This is a genomic window from Ochrobactrum sp. SFR4 (assembly GCF_019730395.1).
Lineage (GTDB): Bacteria > Pseudomonadota > Alphaproteobacteria > Rhizobiales > Rhizobiaceae > Pseudochrobactrum.
On sequence record NZ_JAAPBB010000536.1, the window covers coordinates 1 to 312 of the forward strand.

A 312-nucleotide genomic window follows, 5' to 3' on the forward strand; every position below is an offset into this window, starting at 1 on the left:
GGTGCGCGTCGGTGCCATCGTCAGCAGATGGGCCGGGCCGTCATAGCGCAGGAGCTTTCCGGTCTTGCCGTCGCGGCCGATCAGCAGGCCGGAATCGGCGCGGGCGAGGGCGGCGGTTTCCTTGTCGGTGGCGAAGCGGGCCGAGCCGTGGGTTTCGCCGTCCATATCCCCGAAATGGATAATCAGCGGATTGGTGAGGAAGCGGAAGGCGAGCGCCAGCAGCACCAGCAGCGTGACGAGATCGAGCAGGAGAACCGGAACCGAGCCGACGCGAGAGCCGATTTGTTCGAGAGCGAAGCGGCCGCCGAAGCC

At 67.0% G+C, this 312-nt stretch carries 1 pseudogene; it reads right to left on the reverse strand.

The annotated features are described in order from the left end of the window. Window positions 1–312, reverse strand: a pseudogene (locus HBA93_RS20145) (type IV secretory system conjugative DNA transfer family protein); the annotation flags it as partial.